Annotated in this window: 13 protein-coding genes; 9 read left to right on the forward strand and 4 right to left on the reverse strand. The window is 72.2% G+C overall.

From position 1 onward, the window contains the following. Window positions 1-55: 55 nt before the first annotated feature. A complete protein-coding gene (locus tag OG522_RS29510; RefSeq protein WP_329466067.1) occupies window positions 56-865 on the forward strand; it encodes a chaplin in 810 nt (269 codons plus the stop codon). Window positions 866-953: 88 nt separating this feature from the next. Here the strand turns inward: OG522_RS29510 and OG522_RS29515 are convergent, their stop codons facing one another. Next, a complete protein-coding gene (locus tag OG522_RS29515) occupies window positions 954-1142 on the reverse strand; it encodes a DUF5703 family protein (protein WP_018535088.1) in 189 nt (62 codons plus the stop codon). A 47-nt stretch (window positions 1143-1189) separates the two neighbouring features. On the opposite strand from OG522_RS29515, the gene OG522_RS29520 reads away from it, so the two are divergent. Continuing rightward, complete coding sequence (locus tag OG522_RS29520; RefSeq protein WP_329466069.1) at window positions 1190-1879, forward strand: hypothetical protein; 690 nt, start codon at window positions 1190-1192, stop codon at window positions 1877-1879. Window positions 1880-2038: 159 nt separating this feature from the next. Here OG522_RS29520 and OG522_RS29525 read toward each other — a convergent pair whose 3' ends face one another. Both OG522_RS29525 and OG522_RS29530 read right to left on the reverse strand, forming a co-directional pair. After that, on the reverse strand, window positions 2039-4315 hold the full coding sequence (locus tag OG522_RS29525) for a helix-hairpin-helix domain-containing protein (protein WP_329466070.1): 2277 nt from the start codon (window positions 4313-4315) through the stop codon (window positions 2039-2041). Beyond that, entirely contained in the window at window positions 4312-5295 is a 984-nt protein-coding gene (locus OG522_RS29530; RefSeq protein WP_329466071.1) for an aldo/keto reductase, read from the reverse strand. Before OG522_RS29530 ends, OG522_RS29525 begins: the two co-directional genes overlap by 4 nt. A 158-nt stretch (window positions 5296-5453) precedes the next feature. On the opposite strand from OG522_RS29530, the gene OG522_RS29535 reads away from it, so the two are divergent. After that, complete coding sequence (locus OG522_RS29535) at window positions 5454-6509, forward strand: LLM class F420-dependent oxidoreductase (RefSeq protein WP_329467785.1); 1056 nt, start codon at window positions 5454-5456, stop codon at window positions 6507-6509. Window positions 6510-6726: 217 nt separating this feature from the next. Beyond that, window positions 6727-7506, forward strand: a complete 780-nt coding sequence (locus OG522_RS29540; protein ID WP_329466072.1) for a ferritin-like domain-containing protein — start codon at window positions 6727-6729, stop codon at window positions 7504-7506. A 17-nt stretch (window positions 7507-7523) separates the two neighbouring features. On the opposite strand, the gene corA is transcribed toward OG522_RS29540, so the two are convergent. Next, window positions 7524-8519 (reverse strand): magnesium/cobalt transporter CorA, encoded by a 996-nt coding sequence (gene corA, locus OG522_RS29545; protein WP_329466073.1) that lies wholly within the window; start codon window positions 8517-8519, stop codon window positions 7524-7526. A gap of 59 nt (window positions 8520-8578) precedes the next feature. On the opposite strand from corA, the gene OG522_RS29550 reads away from it, so the two are divergent. The 5 genes from OG522_RS29550 (at window position 8579) to OG522_RS29570 (ending at window position 15411) form a co-directional block, all read left to right on the forward strand. Further along, complete coding sequence (locus OG522_RS29550; RefSeq protein WP_329466074.1) at window positions 8579-9265, forward strand: histidine phosphatase family protein; 687 nt, start codon at window positions 8579-8581, stop codon at window positions 9263-9265. A gap of 68 nt (window positions 9266-9333) precedes the next feature. Beyond that, a complete protein-coding gene (locus OG522_RS29555) occupies window positions 9334-9924 on the forward strand; it encodes a DUF3090 domain-containing protein (RefSeq protein ID WP_329466075.1) in 591 nt (196 codons plus the stop codon). Beyond that, entirely contained in the window at window positions 9888-10736 is an 849-nt protein-coding gene (locus OG522_RS29560) for an SCO1664 family protein (RefSeq protein WP_329466076.1), read from the forward strand. The genes OG522_RS29555 and OG522_RS29560 overlap by 37 nt, the downstream gene beginning before the upstream one ends. A 285-nt stretch (window positions 10737-11021) precedes the next feature. Further along, window positions 11022-12251 carry a cysteine--1-D-myo-inosityl 2-amino-2-deoxy-alpha-D-glucopyranoside ligase gene (gene mshC, locus OG522_RS29565; RefSeq protein ID WP_329466077.1) on the forward strand — a complete coding sequence of 410 codons (1230 nt, stop codon included), beginning with the start codon at window positions 11022-11024 and terminating at the stop codon, window positions 12249-12251. 115 nt (window positions 12252-12366) lie between these two features. Beyond that, on the forward strand, window positions 12367-15411 hold the full coding sequence (locus OG522_RS29570; RefSeq protein ID WP_329466078.1) for an NPCBM/NEW2 domain-containing protein: 3045 nt from the start codon (window positions 12367-12369) through the stop codon (window positions 15409-15411). Window positions 15412-15431 lie beyond the last annotated feature (20 nt).

The following is a 15431-nucleotide window of genomic DNA, read 5'->3' on the forward strand; positions in this document are numbered from 1 at the left end:
CGGGCGCAACGGCGCAGCCGGGCTTTCCGGAAGGCAGAAGGCAGGGAACGGAAATATGCGACAGGTCACCCGCAAGGGACTGATCACCATGGCGGCCGCGACCGGCGTCATCGCCATGGGCGGCGGCGCCGCGCACGCCGACTCGATGGCCCAGGGCAGTGCCGCCAACTCACCGGGCGTACTGTCCGGCAACGCGGTCCAGGTTCCGGTGCACGTGCCGGTCAACGCGTGCGGCAACACCGTCAACGTGATCGGCGCGCTCAACCCGGCGTTCGCCAACCACTGCGTCAACAAGGGCGGCGGCCAGCACGCCGGCGGCGCCACGGCCGCCGGCCACACCAGTAACTCGCCCGGCGTCGGCTCCGGCAACACCATCCAGGTGCCCATCGACGTGCCCGTGAACGCGTGCGGCAACAGCGTGAACGTCGTGGGCGTCGGCAACCCGGCGTTCGGCAACGACTGTGTGAACGACGAGAGTGGCCGGCCGGGTCACCCCCAGCACCCGGGTCACCCGGGGCACCCCCAGCACCCCGGCCACCCGCAGCACCCGGGCCAGCCGGGTCACCCCGGTCAGCACCAGCCGCCCTGCACCCCCGGGCAGCCGGGCCAGCCGGGTCACCCGGGCATCCCCGAGCACCCGGTCAGCCCGATCGCGCACCAGCCGGCCAAGCCCGGCACGCCCGTCGGGCCCGCCGCTCCCGGCAAGCCCGGCACGCCGGTCACGCAGACCGTGACCGCGCCGCACGCTCCGGCCGCGCTGGCGCACACCGGCGCCGACGGCGTGGGCTTCGCCGCCCCGGCCGCCGCGGGCCTGCTGCTCGGCGGCGCGGTGCTCTACCGCCGCGGACGTGCCGCGCAGCGGTAGTCCCCGAGGCCGTGGCGCACGGCCGTCATGATGGAGCGGGCCCCGCAGCCGCGGGGCCCGCTCCGTCCTTGTCGCACACTCGCCACTGTCACCACGTGGCGCGCACCTGGCGGATGATCCGCCTGCGGAGCCGCACTCTGCGGCTGCCGTCCCGGCGCAGACTCAGTCGGTCCAACTCCCAGTGTCCGTACTCGGCGTGGTCGGTCAGCAGACGCGTCGCCTCCTTGCGGGACACCCCGCGCGGGACGTACACGTCGACAAATTCGTATTCCGGCATCGCATCTATTGTGCGGGCAGCGGCCCGGTACGGATAGCGTCTGCACTATGTCTGATGCTGCGCAGCCCACCGCTGCCGAGGTACGTGCCGCCGCCGAGGCGGTCAAAGCCGCGCTGGACCGTCACCTCGATGCGGTGGAACGCCGCACGGGGGACGACGATCCCGCCGTGTACGAGGCCTTCAACGCGCTGGCGGCGGCGGCCGAGGCCTACGACGAGCGGCTCTACGACCGGTACGACGAGGTCACCCCCTTCGAGATCCCCGGCGCCGACGACTCCCTGCCGCCCTATGCGGGCCCCGAGGAACCCAACGCCCTCAGCGTCCTGATCCGGCGCGACTACGCGGTCGTGGAGCCCCAGCGGCTGCTCGCCCAGGCTCAGCGGATCGCCGATCTCGACCCCGAGGCGGACGAGGTGACGGCGGCGGGCGACGACGCCGAGCGCGCGGGGGCGGTGGTCGGAAGCAGCATCCACGCAGCCCTCGGTGTGCTCTTCGGCGAGTACGAACCAGACGAAATCGCCTCCCGCCACAAGGAGTTCGGCCTTGAGGAGGGCGATTCCACGCTGTGGGTGTCGGCCGCCGACGACCTTCCGGAGCCGGGCGAGTGGCTGAGCACACCGTTCGACCAGGCCGACCCGCAGCGGGTGGTGTGCCGCTTCGATGTGAGCGCCGTCTTCGACGAGGAGGAGCTGGGGGACGACCTGGACGACGAGGACGACCTCCGCTCGACCTCCTGACCTGAAGTGGACGCGCGTCCGCCGATCAAACGGCGGCCCGCGTCGCACGCCCGGACAAGGGCAGCCCGGCCTCCCGAAACAGGGCCGCGCGCCCGTCGGCCGGAGCACAGGCCGCGCGGCCCGGGAACGTCCGGGCCGCGCGGCCTGTGCCGTCGGCGGCTACTCGGCGGTCATCAGGAGACCCTTGAGGAGCGGAGCGAGGCGAGTGGTGCGCGGTGCCGGGAGGACCTCCGCAACGGCCCGGGGGAGCGCCTGGTCCACGCCGTGGACGACGGACAGATGACGCTCGGCCCGGCTGAACGCGGTGTAGACCCACGCCCGGTTGAGGCCCTGCGCCGCGTCCCCCGGCAGCACCACGACCACCGCGGGCCAACGCATCCCGGTCGCCTGGTGCGCCGTCAGCGCCCAGCCGTGCCGCAGCGCCGACTCGACCCGCTCCTTCGGTACGAGGACGGGGGCTCCGGCGCAGTCGAGCCGCAGGCCCTCCGCGTCCGCCCCCACGACCGTGCCCGTCACCGTGCGCCCGGGGGCCGGTGCGTACGCCACCCGGTCCGCCGGGTCGAAACCGCCGAAGCGGCCGGGGCCGGGGTTCAGGCGCTGCTTCAGGGCCGCGTTCAGCGCGCGGGTGCCCGCCGAGCCGCCGTGGCCGACCGTGATGACCTGGGTCTGTTCGGCGGGAATGCCGATCGCCCGGGGGATCGAGTCGGCGAGGAGCTGCACGCTGCGGTGCACGGCCTCGCCCGCGTCCCGCACCGGGACGATCACGACTTCCCTGCCGGGCGCCTCGACCTGGTTCAGCTCGCCGATGCCGACGCCCGAGACCAGTTCGCCGACCGGCCCCGGATCCGGCAGCCGCGAGGCGACCACCGGGCAGACCCGGGCGGCCAGCACATCGGCGAAGACCCGCCCGGCGCCCGCGGAGCCGAGCACCCCCGGATCCCCGCTCAGTACCAGTCGGCAGCCGTCGGGCAGCGACTCCACCAGCATGGCCGCGGTCTCCACGTCGAGCTGCGGCGCGTCCTGCACGACCAGGACGTCGAGAGCGAGCGCGCCGTCCGCGTCCCGGCCCGGACCCGCGCCGGAGAGCAGGCCCGCCACGGTGAACGCGGCCAGCGGGCCGGTCAGTTCGGCCAGGCGACGCTGCCCGTCCGCCGTGTGCGCGGCGCCCGCGGCCCGCAGTCCGGCTGCTGCCGCCGCCGTCACCACGGCGGCGGATTCGGTGCGCGCGGCCTCGCCGCCGGTGTGCGCCACCAGACCGCTGCCCGCGACCGCGCGGACCAGCTCGCCGACCTCCGGCCACACCGAACCGTCGTCCCGCACCGGCGAGTTGAGCAACCGGGCGAGCCCGTCGGCCAGGCTCTCCTCGGCCAGCGCGTAGCGGTCGAGCCCGAGCAGTACCTCCACCGGTTCCGCCGGCGGCGCGCCCTCCTCGCCGCTCTCCGGAGCCTCGGGCTCCTCGGCTCCCTGCGGAACGCCGTCCTGGAAGACCAGCACCACGCCCTCGGCGATCGCCTGCTGCACCGCCGCGTCCGGGTCCGGAACGGACCGGGCCGCAAGGGACTTGCGCACCTCGTCGGCCGCCAGCGCCGTGTGCCCCAGAAGGGCCGCCTGCTCAAGGATCCAGCCCACCAGCGCGGCGCCCCGGCGCTCGTCGTCGGGCCGGCACTCGGCGCCGAGCAGCGCCCTGGCGAAGCCGTCGGCCTGCTCGGGCCGCACTCCGGGCACGGCCAGGAGCTGCCAGGGGTCGGCACCGAGCACGTCGGCCCCCTGTTCGCCGAGGGCCCCGGTGACCTGGGCGGCCAGGGCCTCGGGCGCGCCGCCCCGGGTCAGTACGTCGCGCACCGAAGCGAGGGCTTCGGCCGACGTGGTCGGCGTCCGCGCTGGTTCGGGCGCGCGGGGACGTACCGGAGCGGTGGCCACGGGGGTGGGCGCGGGCTTGCGGGGGGCGGGCGGCGGGCCCGCGAAGAACGCGGCGCCCGACTTCTCGCCGCTCTCCACAGCCCGGACCGCCGCCAACAGGTCCGCGGCCGGTCCGCTCAGCTTGGCGCCGGCCTCGATCGGCGCCTCCTTCTCGGCCTTGCGCTGCTCGATCCTGGCCCGCAGTTCGCGCTGGGCGGCCAGCTCGGCCGCCGCCTCGGACACCTCGGGCGCCGCGGGTTCTGCCGTCGTGTCCGCCGGCGCCTCCGTTGTCGAGCCCCCGTCCTCGTCCGGCGTCGCGTCCGGTGCCGCATCCGTCGGTGCGTCCGCGTCCGCGTTCGTGTCAGCGTCCGTCGTCCCGGGTCCGGCCGGGGTGTCGGATGCGGCGCGCTCCACGGCGGTTTCGGCGCCGGCGGTCTCCGCGTCGGCGGCCACCTCGGTGATGTCCGGCGCCACCGCCGCCTGGGCGGTGTCGTCGGCCGTGGATCCAGGGGCCGAGCCCTGGGGAAGCGCAGTCACAGCGTGCTCCAGTCCTGATCGGGATAGCGGTGCACGGGCGCCGACACATCGTCCAGCGCCTGGCAGATCTCGTCAGGAAGACTAAGCGTCTCCACTGACAATGCCGCCGCGAGCTGGTGCGCGTTGCGCGCGCCGACGATCGGCGCCACCACTCCCGGCCGGTCCCTCACCCATGCCAGCGCCACCTGCAGGGGTGTCGCGGCGAGCCCGTCCGCCGCTATCGCGAGGGCGTCGACGATGCGGCTCGCCGGGTCGTCGAGATAGGGCGCCACGAACGCCGAAAGCCCCTCGGACGCCCCCCGCGAGTCGGGCGGCGTCCCGTGCCGGTACTTGCCCGTCAAAACGCCCCGCCCCAGCGGCGACGAGGGCAGCAGACCGATGCCCAGGTCCAGCGCGGCCGGCAGGACCTCACGCTCCACCCCGCGCTGGAGCAGCGAGTACTCCATCTGGGTGCTGGCGATCCGGGTGCGCAGGCCGGGCGCGGCGAGCTGCCAGGTCCCTGCCTTGGCGAGCTGCCAGCCGCTGAAGTTGGAGACGCCCGCATACCGCGCCCGCCCGCTGGTGACCGCGATGTCCAGCGCCTGGAGGGTCTCCTCCAGCGGGGTCTCGCAGTCGAACGCGTGCACCTGCCACAGGTCGACGTAGTCGGTCCCGAGCCGTTCCAGCGAGGCGTCGAGGGCGGCGAGCAAATGGCCGCGCGAGCAGTCGAAGCGGCGGTAGGGGTCGGGCACGCTGCCCGCCTTGGTCGCGATCACCAGGTCCCTGCGCGGCACGAGCCGCTCCATGAGCTGCCCCAGCAGATACTCGGCGTCCCCGCCGCCGTACACGTCGGCCGTGTCGACCAGCGTGCCGCCCGCTTCCCAGAAGGCCTTCAGGAGATCGGCGGCATCGTGCTCGCCGACGTCCCGGCCCCAGGTGAGGGTGCCGAGCCCGATCCGGGATACGCGCAGGCCCGTGCGGCCGAGATGCCTCTGCTCCATGGGCGCTGAGATTACTGGCCAGGGGCCCACAGGGAGAGAGCCTGTGGACAACTCTGCCCTGCCGCACCGCGCCCGCGCGCGCTAGAGTCCGGGGCACAGGGACATTACTCATGAGTAAGACGCGTGGGTACGGGTCAAGACGAGTAAGGGGATCGGCCATGCGGCTCGGCATCAACCTCGGCTACTGGGGCGCGGGAATGGACGGCGACAACCTCGCCGTCGCCAAGGAGGCGGACCGGCTCGGCTACGACGTCTGCTGGGCCGCCGAGGCCTACGGCTCGGACGCGCCGACCGTGCTCGCCTGGGTCGCCGCCCAGACCGAGCGCATCGACGTGGGCTCCGCGATCCTCCAGATCCCGGCCCGCCAGCCCGCCATGACCGCCATGACGGCCGCCACCCTCGACTCGCTCTCCGGCGGGCGCTTCCGCCTCGGCCTCGGGGTCTCGGGACCGCAGGTCTCCGAGGGCTGGTACGGCGTCAAGTTCGACAAGCCGCTGGCCCGCACCCGCGAGTACGTCGAGATCGTACGGAAGGCGATGACGCGGGAGCGGCTCTCCTACGAGGGCGAGCACTGGACGCTGCCGCTGCCCGACGGCCCCGGCAAGCCCATCAAGCTGACCGTGCACCCGCAGCGCGAGCACATTCCGCTCTACATCGCCGCGATCGGCCCCAAGAACCTGGAGCAGACCGGCGAGATCGCCGACGGCGCGCTGCTGATCTTCCCCGCCGCCGAGCACATCGAGGCGACCGCGATCTCCCACCTCCGCGCGGGCCGCGAGAAGGCCGGCCTCACCATGGACGGCTTCGACGTCTGCCCCACCCTGCCGATCGCGCTGGGCGCCGACGAGGACGTACCCAAGATGGCCGACATGTTCCGGCCGTACACCGCGCTGTACGTCGGCGGCATGGGCAGCCGCAAGCAGAACTTCTACAACCAGCTCGCGCAGCGCATGGGGTACGAGAAGGAGGCCGCCGAGATCCAGGACAAGTACCTGTCCGGTGACAAGGCGGGTGCGAGTGCCGCCGTTCCGCAGCAGCTGATCGACTCGACCACGCTGCTCGGATCGGTCGAGCGGATCGCCGACCGGATGGGGGCCTACGCCGCCGCCGGTGTCACCACGCTGACCCTGGCGCCGGCCGGCTTCACGCTCGACGAGCGGCTCGCGGCGCTGCGGGCGGGCACGGAGGCACTGGAGCGGGCGGGTCTCGCCTAGGGGGAGTCTCTGCGGCCGTGGTGGGGGCTCGGGGGGTCTTCCCCGCCACGGCCGTCACGCCTACCAACGTCCGCCCGCGTCCGCTGGTTACGGCGCGGCGGGTACCGCACATTCCTTCGTTCGGCGCAGTGGACCACGACCCCTGTTGCCGCCGTGGTCGCGCCCGCTTTGACTCGGTCTGCAGCGTCCGTGTGCGGCGCACCCCGGAGGTACGGCGATGCTCTCGGCCAAGAGCGTGTTCCAGGAGATCCTCGGCAACGACGAGTCGTTCCGGCTGTTCTGCTCCATCGCGGCCAGCGGAGAGGCTCAGGGCGGCTGGGAGAACGGCCGGATCGCCGCCCTCCTGCCCGAGGGCTGCCGCGCTCTGGCACCCAAGGTCACCCGCCACGGCGCCGACGAGGACAAGCACGGGCGGATCTTTCGCGCGCTGATGAAGAAGCGCGGGCTCAGCCCCATCGGCGTACCGCGCGAGACCGACTACACGATGCTGCTCGAACGGCACGGCATCGGTCTGGGGCACGGCCGGCTCAGAGAGGACGAGCCGCTCACCGAACGGGACGTCATCGTCTACCTCGCCCACAGCCGCGTCACCGAGCAGCGCGCCTCCGAGCAGATGGCGCTGCTGCGCAAGCACTTCGGGGACGACCCGGGCATCGGCCGCGCGGTGCGGATGATCTCCGCCGACGAGGACAACCATCTGGCTTACTGCCATGAGGAGTTGCTGCGCCTGGCCCGCGCCGGGCACGGCCGCACCATCCAGCGCGTGCTGCGCGAATGCGCGCTCGCGGAGATCCGGGTGTACCGCGACGTCAGCCTCGCTGTGATGTCGCACATGGGGCGGATCCTGGGCTGGCCGTGGAGCCGGACAGCGGTGCTCGCGGCGGGGATTCACGCGGTGTACGCCTACGAGCGGCTCGGCGGCTGGCGGCGGATGGTCAGCCTTTCCATGCCGCGGCGCCGCGATGCGCTCGGGGCTCCCGCGGTGGAGTTCGCCTAGCCCGGAGCGCCGAAGTCCTACAGCCAGCCCCTTCGTTTGAACAGGCGGTACAGGCCGACCTCCAGTGACGCCATCAGCAGGATCACCGCCGGGTACGCCCACCCCCAGTGCAGTTCCGGCATGTGGTCGAAGTTCATGCCGTAGATGCCGGCCACCATCGTGGGGACCGCCGCCATCGCCGCCCACGCCGAGATCTTCCGCATGTCGTCGTTCTGGCGCACGCCCACCTGGGCGAGGTGGGCCGAGAGGATGTCGGAGAGCAGGCGGTCCAGACCGTCCACCGTCTCGTTCGTCCGCATCAGATGGTCGTTCACATCGCGGAAGAACGGCTGCGACTTGGCGTTCACGAACGGCACGCCCGCACTCGCGAGCCGCTGCATGGGCTGCGCGAGCGGGCCCGTGGCCCGGCGGAACTCCTGGAGCTGGCGCTTGAAGGTGTAGATGCGCGACGCGGTGTTCTTCGCGTCGCGCCCGCCCGTCGGGGAGAAGATCTCCGCCTCCAGCTCCTCCAGGTCGGTCTGGAGCTCCGCCGCCACGTCCGTGTAGTGGTCCACGACCGCGTCGCTCACCGCGTACAGGACCGTGGTGGGCCCGTGCTTGAGCAGGCCCGGCTCCGCCTCAAGGCGGTGCCGCACCGCCTTGAGCGGCGCGCCTTCGCCGTGCCGGACCGTCACCACGAAGCAGTCGCCCACGAAGAGCATCAGCTCGCCCGAGCTGACGGTGTCGCTGTGCGGCTCGTACGTGACCGGCTTGAGCACCGCGAACAGCGAGTCGTCGTAGACCTCCAGCTTGGGCCGCTGATGCGCCTTGAGGGCGTCCTCAACGGCCAGCGCATGCAGCCCGAACTCGCTGCTGACCAGGTCGAACTCTTCCTCCGTCGGCTCGTAGAGCCCCACCCAGACGAAGCTGTCGCCGGCCGCGCGCGCCTGGGCCAGGGCATCCGAGAAGTCCCCTGGGCCCCGCGTGCGGCGGCCCTCGCGGTAGATGGCGCAGTCGACGATCATTGCAGGCATTGTCCCTTGATCGGGAGCCGCCCGCACCTGTGGTCCGCCGGGCGCCTAGGCTGGCGGCCATGCCCACGCTGATCCTCGTACGTCACGGACGTTCCACCGCCAACACGGCGGGGGTGCTGGCCGGCTGGACGCCGGGTGTCGCCCTCGACGAACGCGGCCGTGCCCAAGCCGCCTCCCTGCCCGGCCGGCTGGCCGGGGTGCCCTTGGCGGCCGTCGTCACCAGCCCGCTGCAACGCTGCCGGGAGACCGTACAGCCGCTCCTGGACGCCCGCCCCGAACTGCCGCTGCACCCCGAGGACCTGATCGGCGAGTGCGACTACGGCGACTGGTCGGGCGGCAAGCTCTCCGAACTCTCCGGCGACCCGCTCATGGAGGTCGTGCAGCAGCACCCGTCGAACGCCACCTTCCCCGGCGGCGAGTCGATGCGCGCCATGCAGAACCGGGCCGTCGAGGCCGTACGGGACTGGAACGCGCGGATCGAGACCGAGTACGGCCCCGACGCGGTCTACGCCATGTGCTCGCACGGCGACATCATCAAGTCCGTCGTTGCGGACGCCCTCGGCATGCATCTCGACCTCTTTCAGCGCATCTCGGTTGAACCGTGTTCCCTCACCGTGATCCGCTACACCCGGCTGCGGCCTTTCCTGGTAAGACTCGGGGACACCGGCGACCTCGCGTCGCTCGTCCCGCACGAGACGCCCGCCGGGGAACAAGCCGAGGTCGGTGGCGGTGCGGGAGCACCGTGATCGCCGGGCGCAGTAGGGTGGACGCGCCGAAAACCGCTGCTCCAACTCCGAACTAGGGAGACCAGAACGTGTCCCGTCAGGTGTTCTTCTACGACCCGCCGGACCGTTTCGTGGCCGGCACGGTCGGGCTGCCGGGCCGCCGTACGTTCTTCCTCCAGGCGTCCGCGGGCGGCCGCACCACCAGCGTCGCCCTGGAGAAGACCCAGGTCGCGGCGCTCGCCGAACGGATCGACGAGCTGCTCGACGAGGTCGTGCGCAGGACCGGAGGAAACGCTCCTGTACCGGCCGTCGCCCCGCCCGACGTCACGGACACCGCCCCGCTCGACTCGCCCGTCGAGGAGGAGTTCCGGGTCGGCACCATGGCGCTGGCCTGGGACGGCGACGAACAGCGCATGATCATCGAGGCGCAGGCCCTGGTCGAGCTGGACGCCGAATCCGAGGACGACCTCGCCGAGGCCGAGGAGCGGATGCTCCAGGACGAGGAGAACGGGCCGCCGATGCTGCGGGTGCGCCTGACCGGAGCGCAGGCCCGCGCGTTCGCCAAGCGGGCCCTGGACGTCGTGAACGCGGGCCGGCCGCCGTGCCCGCTGTGCAGCCTGCCGCTCGACCCGGAAGGACACGTATGCCCGCGCCAGAACGGATACCGTCGCGGAGCCTGACCGCAGCGGAGCAGCTCACCCTGCTCACCCTGCTCACCAAGGGGGAGCTCACGGTCCTCGGGCGGATCCGCGAGGCGTCCAACGCGGTGCTGTACTGCACGGTCGCGTACGGCGACGAGAGCGTGGAGTGCGTCTACAAGCCGGTCGCCGGTGAGCGCCCCCTGTGGGACTTCCCCGACGGCACCCTCGCCCAGCGCGAGGTCGCCGCGTACGAGGTGTCCCTGGCGACCGGCTGGGACCTGGTGCCGCCCACCGTGCTGCGCGACGGGCCGCACGGCGAGGGCATGGTCCAGCTGTGGATCGAGCCGGTCGAGCCGGCCGAGCAGGAGGCCGGGCTGCTCGCGCTCGTCGAGGGCGAGGAGCCCGGCGAAGGCTGGAAGGCGATCGGGTTCGCCGAGGTCGACGAGGGACGCACCGCGCTGCTCGTGCACGCCGACGACGAGCGGCTGCGGCGGCTCGCGGTGCTCGACGCGGTGATCAACAACGGCGACCGCAAGGGCGGCCACCTCCTGCCCGCGCCGGGCGGGCGGCTGTACGGGATCGACCACGGGGTCACGTTCAACGCGGCTGACAAGTTGCGAACGCTGTTGTGGGGGTGGGCGGGGGAGCCGCTCACCGCGGAGGCGGTGGGTGCCTTGAAGGGCCTGGCCGAGGCCCTTCGCCCCGGGGAGCCGCTTGCCGTGCGGCTGGGTGGCCTGATCACGTCGGTGGAGCTCGATGCGGTGCGCTCCCGGGTGGCGGCACTGCTGGCCGCCGGAGTGCACCCCAGCCCGTCAGGAGAGTGGCCGGCCATTCCCTGGCCGCCGGTCTGATCCCGTTCCGGCCGGGTGCGCTCGGGCTCCGCCCCAGACCCCGGTGGCCCCCGGCCCGCCGCCCCTTCCCTCAAGTCTCCGGCGGATGGCGGAGGGCGCTGCCTGACGTCGGTCCGCTGCCCACCGTGCGTGGCTGGGCGCGCAGTTCCCCGCGCCCCAGCAGCACCGATCCTGGCCGGCGCCGGCCCCAGCCGCACTTCTCGGGGTTCTCGCGCAAGGGGCCCGATTCGGCCAAGCGCGGTATCCGGTTCGTATCCGGAACGTGCGTCCGGTTACGCTCATGACATGTATGCCTGGCCCGCTTCTGAGGTCCCCGCCCTGCCTGGCAAGGGCCGCGACCTCCGGATCCACGACACCGCGACCGGCGGTCTGGTTTCCCTCGACCCCGGTCCCGTCGCCCGTATCTACGTCTGCGGGATCACCCCGTACGACGCGACCCACATGGGTCACGCGGCGACCTACAACGCGTTCGACCTCGTTCAGCGCGTGTGGCTCGACACCAAGCGGCAGGTTCACTACGTCCAGAACGTGACGGATGTGGACGATCCGTTGCTGGAGCGGGCCGAACGCGACGGCAAGGACTGGGTGGAGCTCGCGCAGAGCGAAACCGCCCTGTTCCGCGAGGACATGACGGCCCTGCGGCTGCTGCCGCCCCAGCACTACATCGGAGCGGTCGAGTCGATACCCGGCATCGTTCCGCTGGTCGAGCGGCTGCGGGACGCGGGAGCCGCGTACGAGCTCGAAGGCGACATCTACTTCTCCGTCGAGAGCGACCCGCACTTCGGCGGGGTCTCGCACTACGACGCCGAAGCCATGCGGGTCCTGTCCGCCGAGCGCGGCGGCGACCCCGAGCGGCCCGGCAAGAAGAACCCGCTGGACCCGATGCTGTGGATGGCCGCCCGTGAGGGCGAGCCGAGCTGGGACGGCGCTTCGCTGGGGCGCGGGCGCCCCGGCTGGCACATCGAGTGCGTCGCCATCGCGCTCGACCACCTCGGCATGGGCTTCGACGTGCAGGGCGGCGGCTCCGACCTCGTCTTCCCGCACCACGAGATGGGCGCCTCGCACGCCCAGGCGCTGACCGGTGAGTACCCGTTCGCCAAGGCGTACGTCCACGCGGGCATGGTCGCCCTGGACGGCGCGAAGATGTCCAAGTCCAAGGGCAACCTGGTCTTCGTCTCCAAGCTGCGGCGCGACGGCACCGACCCGGCCGCCATCCGCCTCGCGCTGCTCGCCCACCACTACCGGGCCGACTGGGAGTGGACCGGCCAGGTGCTCCAGGACGCCGTCGAGCGTCTCGGGCGCTGGCGCGCCGCCGTCTCGCGGCCCGACGGCCCGTCCGCGGACGCGCTGGTCGAGGAGGTCCGCGAGGCCCTCGCCAACGACCTGGACGCGCCTGCCGCGCTGGCCGCCGTGGACCGCTGGGCCGAGCGCCAGGAGGCGGACGGCGGCACGGACGAGTCCGCCCCCGGCCTCGTGTCCCGCCTGGTCGACTCGCTCCTTGGCGTGGCTCTGTAGCGCCAACCCGCCCGCGCCGAACCGCCCTTGGACTCCTCGCGAGTCCGGGGGCGGTTTCGTTTTTCCTGCCTCCCGCCCCATGGTCGAATGCTCGTTTCTGCGCTAAACACGCTCTATGCAATCACCAATACGCACGAGAGTCGCGCTCGCCGGTGCGGCGGCGCTCGGTCTGCTGGCGGTGTTCGCGGGGCCAGGCAGCGCGCAGGCCGCCCCGTCCGCCAACGCCCCGGCCGACACCTCCGTCGGGAACGTGACCGGTTTCGAGGCGGCCGCGGGCTCCGTCTTCACGCTGCACGCGGGCGCGGCCGAGGCCCGCGTCAGCTTCGTGGCGGCCGACACCTTCCGCATCGAACTCGCCCCGGACGGGAAGTTCACCGACCCGACCGGCTCCGACATCGTCCTGCCCCAGGGCAAGCCGCCGGCCGCCCGCTGGAAGGACAAGGGCGACCGCTACGAGCTGAGCACCGACAAGGTGACCCTGCGCGCCTTCAAAGCCCCGCTCCGCTTCGCCCTCTACAAGGCGGACGGCACCCAACTGTGGTCCGAGACCAAGCCGCTCAGCTGGACCAGGGACACCACCACCCAGACCCTGTCCCGCGGCGCCACCGAGCAGTTCTACGGCGGCGGCATGCAGAACGGCCGCGGCAACACCTCGCACCGCGACCAGACCGTCCAGGTCGGTGTCGACGACAACTGGAACGACGGCGGCCACCCCAACTCCGTCCCGTTCTACCTCTCCACGGCCGGCTATGGCGTCTTCCGCAACACCTACGCCCCCAACACGTACGTCTTCGGGCAGCCGGTCACCGCCAGTGCCAAGGAGCAGCGCTTCGACGCCTACTACTTCGCGGGCGACGCCAAGCAAGTCATCGGCGACTACACCCAGTTGACCGGCAAGCCCTTCCTGCCGCCGGTGTACGGGCTCGAACCCGGCGACTCCGACTGCTATCTGCACAACGCCAACCGCGGTGAGCGCCACACCCTCGACGCCCTCAAGGTCGCGGACGCGTACCGGACGAACGACATGCCCAACGGCTGGATGCTCGTCAACGACGGCTACGGCTGCGGCTACGAGAACCTCCCCGAGACCGCCAAGGGCCTTCAGAACGACTCCATGCGGATGGGCCTGTGGACCGAGGACGGGCTCGACAAGCTCGCCGATCAGGTCAAGGCGGGCCAGCGGGTCGCGAAACTCGACGTCGCCTGGGTCGGCGACGGCTACAAGCACGCGCTCGACGGCTGCAAGGCCGCCTATCAGGGCATCGAGGCCAACAGCGATGCCCGCGGCTTCACCTGGGCCCCCGAGAGCTGGTCGGGCGCGCAGCGCTGCGGAGTGCAGTGGTCCGGCGACCAGTCGGGCAGCTGGGACTACATCCGCTGGCAGATCCCGACGTACGCGGGCGCCGCCATGTCGGGGCTCGCCTACACCAGCGGTGACATCGACGGCATCTTCGGCGGCAGCCCCAAGACGTACACCCGAGACCTCCAGTGGAAGTCGTTCCTGCCCACCGTGATGACGATGGACGGCTGGGCCGCCAGTGACAAGCAGCCCTACCAGTACGGGGAGCCCTACACCTCCATCAACCGCGACTACCTGAAGCTCAAGGAGTCGCTGCTGCCCTACATGTACTCCTACGCTCACGAGGCGACGAAGACCGGAGTGGGGCCGGTGCGCCCGCTCGCGCTCGAATACCCCGACGACCCGAAGGCCTCAACCGACGCCGCCAAGTACGAGTTCCTGTCCGGCCAGGACTTCCTCGTCGCGCCGGTCTACCAGGACACGGCCGTACGCAACGGGATCTATCTGCCCAAGGGCACCTGGATCGACTACTGGAGCGGGCGTACCTACCAGGGTCCGGCCACCGTCGACGGCTACAGCGCGCCGCTCGACACGCTGCCGCTGTTCGTGAAGGCCGGGGCGGCTGTCCCGATGTGGCCGGGCATCCGCTCCTACCAGGACCGGACCGCGAGCTCGCCGCTCGCCTGGGACGTCTACCCGCAGGGCAACTCGTCCTTCCAGCTGTACGAGGACGACGGGGTGACGCGGGCGAGCCGGACCGGCGCCTTCGCCACCCAGCGTGCCGAGGTCTTCGCGCCGCGGCGGGGCGCGGGCGATGTGACCGTCCAAGTGGGCGCCAGCAAGGGCGAGTTCACGGGCAAGCAGGCTGCCCGCCCCTACCAGCTGACGCTGCACACCGGGAGCGCGCCCTCGCAGGTGGAGGTCGCGGGGCACAAGCTCGCGCGGCTGGGGTCCAAGGCCGCGTACGACAAGGCCGCCACGGGCTGGTTCTACGACCCGAGCGACCGGGGCGGGGTGGTCGAGGTGAAGACCTCGACTCTGCGTACGGACAAGCCGTTCGAGGTGAAGCTCAAGAACACCAGCGCGGTGGGCGGGCGGACCCCGGGTGCCGCGGTCACGCTGGCGGCGCCGGCCGGTCAGGAGCTCGGTGCGGGGGCGTCCGGCACGGTGGCCGTGGACGTCACCGCGGGCACCAGGGACGCGACCGGCGTCCAGGTGTCCCTCACCGCTCCGGCCGGGTGGACCGTGACCCCGGCCGCGGTGGACCGCGTCGCGGCCGGAACCACGCGGCGCGTCCAGGTGGGCGTCACCCCGGCCCGGGACGCCAAGCCCGGCGAGGTCACGCTGACCGCCAACTCGGCGTACAGCAGCGGGAGTTCGCAGCAACGGATCGCGGTCTCGGTGATGCCTGCGCCGCCCTCGGGGGACACCTGGGCCAGTGACATGGCCTGGCTGACATCGACCAACGGTTACGGCCCGCCCGAACGCGACCGGTCCAACGGCGAGTCGGGCGCCGCCGACGGCCACACCCTCACGCTCGCCGGAAAGACGTACGCCAAGGGCATCGGCGCCCACGCCGACTCCGACATCGAGGTCTACACCGGCGGGCGGTGCACCGCCTTCACCGCCGACGTGGGCATCGACGACGAGATCAACGGGTACGGGGAGGTGGCTTTCTCCGTGGAGGCGGACGGCAAGGTGCTGTGGAGTTCGCCGAAGGTGACCGGCGCCTCCGCGACCGTGCCGGTCGACGTGCCGCTCGGTGGGGCACGGCACGTCCACCTCAAGGTCACCGACACCAACAACTCCAAGTCCGGTGACCACGGGGACTGGGCCGCCGCGAAGTTCAGCTGCGCCTAGGAACGCGACGGGCGCCGGAT

The sequence above is a fragment of the Streptomyces sp. NBC_01431 genome, assembly GCF_036231355.1.
Classification (GTDB): domain Bacteria; phylum Actinomycetota; class Actinomycetes; order Streptomycetales; family Streptomycetaceae; genus Streptomyces.

Bases quoted from the DNA above. Each gene is read 5' to 3' on its own strand.
- OG522_RS29560 (WP_329466076.1), top strand. From the start codon at position 9,888: ATGCCCGCGCCAGAACGGATACCGTCGCGGAGCCTGACCGCAGCGGAG.
- OG522_RS29520 (WP_329466069.1), top strand. From the start codon at position 1,190: ATGTCTGATGCTGCGCAGCCCACCGCTGCCGAGGTACGTGCCGCCGCC.
- OG522_RS29535 (WP_329467785.1), top strand. From the start codon at position 5,454: ATGCGGCTCGGCATCAACCTCGGCTACTGGGGCGCGGGAATGGACGGC.
- OG522_RS29510 (WP_329466067.1), top strand. From the start codon at position 56: ATGCGACAGGTCACCCGCAAGGGACTGATCACCATGGCGGCCGCGACC.
- OG522_RS29540 (WP_329466072.1), top strand. From the start codon at position 6,727: ATGCTCTCGGCCAAGAGCGTGTTCCAGGAGATCCTCGGCAACGACGAG.
- OG522_RS29515 (WP_018535088.1), bottom strand. From the start codon at position 1,142: ATGCCGGAATACGAATTTGTCGACGTGTACGTCCCGCGCGGGGTGTCC.
- OG522_RS29570 (WP_329466078.1), top strand. From the start codon at position 12,367: ATGCAATCACCAATACGCACGAGAGTCGCGCTCGCCGGTGCGGCGGCG.
- OG522_RS29550 (WP_329466074.1), top strand. From the start codon at position 8,579: ATGCCCACGCTGATCCTCGTACGTCACGGACGTTCCACCGCCAACACG.
- mshC (WP_329466077.1), top strand. From the start codon at position 11,022: ATGTATGCCTGGCCCGCTTCTGAGGTCCCCGCCCTGCCTGGCAAGGGC.
- corA (WP_329466073.1), bottom strand. From the start codon at position 8,519: ATGCCTGCAATGATCGTCGACTGCGCCATCTACCGCGAGGGCCGCCGC.
- OG522_RS29530 (WP_329466071.1), bottom strand. From the start codon at position 5,295: ATGGAGCAGAGGCATCTCGGCCGCACGGGCCTGCGCGTATCCCGGATC.